Genomic DNA, 2,808 nt, shown 5'->3' on the forward strand with positions numbered 1-2,808 from the left:
GGCCACGCCCGATGCGTCGGAAGCCGCCGACGCCACCACCCTCAGCGATGTCGCCTTCTGGCTGCAGGCGCTGCGCGCGCAATGCCGCGATGCCAGCGCCACACTGCAGCCGTTTTCGGCCTGGACGCCATTGCCGCAGGACGGCGAACCGCAGGCCATGCCCACCCTGCGCCAGCTGGTGCAGGCCCGCAGCGCCGCGCCGCACGCTTTGCAGCAGCGCGCCGCAGACCTGCTGCAGACCATCGAACAACTGGCGCAGCAGGCGGGTGCCATGGCGCTGATGGACTACGGCTTTCTCTACGACGCCCAGCGTGACTTGCTGTCGATAGGCTACAACGTCGATGAGCGCCGGCTCGATGCCGGGTTCTACGACCTGCTGGCCTCGGAGGCGCGGCTCACCAACTTCGTTGCCATCGCGCAGGAACAACTGCCGCAGGACAGCTGGTTTGCGCTGGGACGCTTGCTCACCAGCAGCGGCGGCGAGCCGGTGCTGTTGTCGTGGTCTGGCTCGATGTTCGAATATCTGATGCCGCTGCTGGTGATGCCCAATGTGCCTGGCACCTTGCTCGACCAGACCTGCCGGGCCGCAGTGGCACGGCAGATTGAATACGGCCAGCAGCTGGGTCTGCCCTGGGGCGTCTCCGAGTCGGGCTACAACACGCAGGACACGCAGTTCAACTACCAGTACCGCGCCTTTGGTGTGCCGGGGCTGGGCCTCAAACGCGGCCTGAGTGAAGAGCGGGTGGTGGCGCCGTATGCCTCGGCCCTGGCGTTGATGATCGACCCGGCTGCCGCCTGCGCCAACCTGCAACGCCTGGCCGACGCCGGGGTGGAAGGCCGCTACGGCCTGTACGAAGCGGTGGACTACACCCCGGCACGCCTGCCGCGCGGCCAGGACTCTGTCGTGGTGCGCTCGTTCATGGCGCATCACCAGGGTATGAGCCTGCTCGCGCTTGACCATCTGTTGCAGCAGCGCCCAATGCAGCGCCGCTTCGAGTCCGACCCCAGCCTGCGCGCCACCTTGCTGCTACTGCAGGAGCGCGTGCCGAAAACCGCGGCGGAATATCGCCATGCCACCGCCGCTGCCTCGCCGCAGGCGCTCACGCGCGTGGCGGAAACCAGCCTGCGCGTCTTCACCGATCCGGACCGCGCACGGCCCGCCGTGCAGCTGCTCTCGAATGGGCGCTATCACGTGATGGTCAGCAGCGCGGGCGGAGGCTACAGCCGCCACCGCGACATGGCGGTGACGCGCTGGCGCGAAGACATCAGCCGCGACGACGCCGGCACGTTTTGCTATTTGCGCGATGTCAGCAGCGCCGCGTACTGGTCGAGCGCGCATCACCCGGCTTGCCGCACGCTCAAGTCCTACGAGGCGATTTTCTCCGACGCTCGCGCCGAGTTCCGCACACGCACACCAGACTTCGACACCCACACCGAGATCGCGGTGTCGCCAGAAGACGATGTCGAACTGCGCCGCCTGCGCGTGACCAACCGCAGCCGCAGCCGTCGCACGATCGAGATCACCACCTATGCCGAAGTGGTGCTGGCGCCCGCGCTGGCCGACGCCATGCACCCGGCCTTCAGCAAGCTGTTTGTGCAGACCGAACTGGTGCGCCCGCTGCAGGCCATCGTCTGCACCCGGCGTGCACGCTCAAGTGCCGAAGCGGTGCCGTGGATGTGCCATCTGCTGGCTGTGCACGACGCCCACATCGACGAAATTTCTTACGAAACCGATCGCGCCCGATTCATTGGCCGTGGCCGCAGCACCTCAGATCCGCAGGCCATGGACAGCGTCGGCCAGCGTCCCCGCAACCTGTCCAATAGCGCAGGCTCGGTGCTCGACCCCATCGTCGCCATCCGCTGCCGCATCACCCTCGAGCCCGAGCAATCGGCGCTGGTGGACATGGTGACCGGCGTGGGCGACAGCCGCGACGCCTGCCTGCAACTCATCGAAAAATTCCGCGACCGGCATCTGGCCGACCGGGTGTTCGACCTCGCGTGGACGCATAGCCAGGTCATGCTGCGCCAGCTCAACAGCAGCCAGGTCGATGCGCAGCTCTACGAAGACATGGCGTCCTGCCTGCTCTATGCCCACGCGTCACTGCGCGCCGACGCCGCCACCCTGCGCGCCAACCGGCGCGGCCAGTCAGGCTTGTGGGGCCAGGCCATTTCCGGCGACCTGCCCATCGTGTTGCTGCACATCGCCGACCCCGCGAACATCGAACTGGTGCGGCAACTGGTGCAGGCGCACGCCTACTGGCGCCTCAAAGGCTTGGCGGTTGACTTGGTGATCTGGAACGAGGACAACGCCGGTTACCGCCAGCAATTGCAGGATCAGATCATGGGGCTGATTTCATCGGGTGTGGAAGCCAGTCTGATCGACCGCCCTGGCGGCATTTTCGTGCGTCCGGCGCAGCAGATTTCCAGCGAAGACCGCATTCTGGTGCAGTCCGCCGCGCGCGTGATCTTGAGCGATAGCCGCGGATCGCTGGCCGAGCAGGTCGGGCGCCGGCGCCTGCACAAGCTGCCGGAGGCCTTCATCCCCTCGCGCCCGCGACTGGCCGAATCGACGCGCGCGGACAACGCGGTCGCGGTGACCGACACGGCCACCCAAGCCGTGCTGCTGGGCAACCGCTTCGGCGGCTTCAGCGCCGATGGCCGCGAGTATGTGATCGACCTGGCGGCGGGACAGAACACCCCCGCGCCGTGGGCCAACGTGCTGGCCAATGCGCAGTTCGGCACGGTGATCTCGGAGAGCGGCGGCGCCTACACCTGGGGCGAGAACGCGCACGAATTCCGCCTCACGCC

Annotated in this window: 1 protein-coding gene; it reads left to right on the top strand. The window is 67.3% G+C overall.

What is annotated here, in order from left to right:
* Positions 1 to 2,808 (top strand): glucoamylase family protein (locus B7X30_RS15240; RefSeq protein ID WP_286731752.1); only part of this gene is annotated, 2,808 nt, incomplete at both ends.

Source organism: Thiomonas sp. 13-64-67 (assembly GCF_002282795.1).
GTDB lineage: Bacteria > Pseudomonadota > Gammaproteobacteria > Burkholderiales > Burkholderiaceae_C > Thiomonas > Thiomonas arsenitoxydans.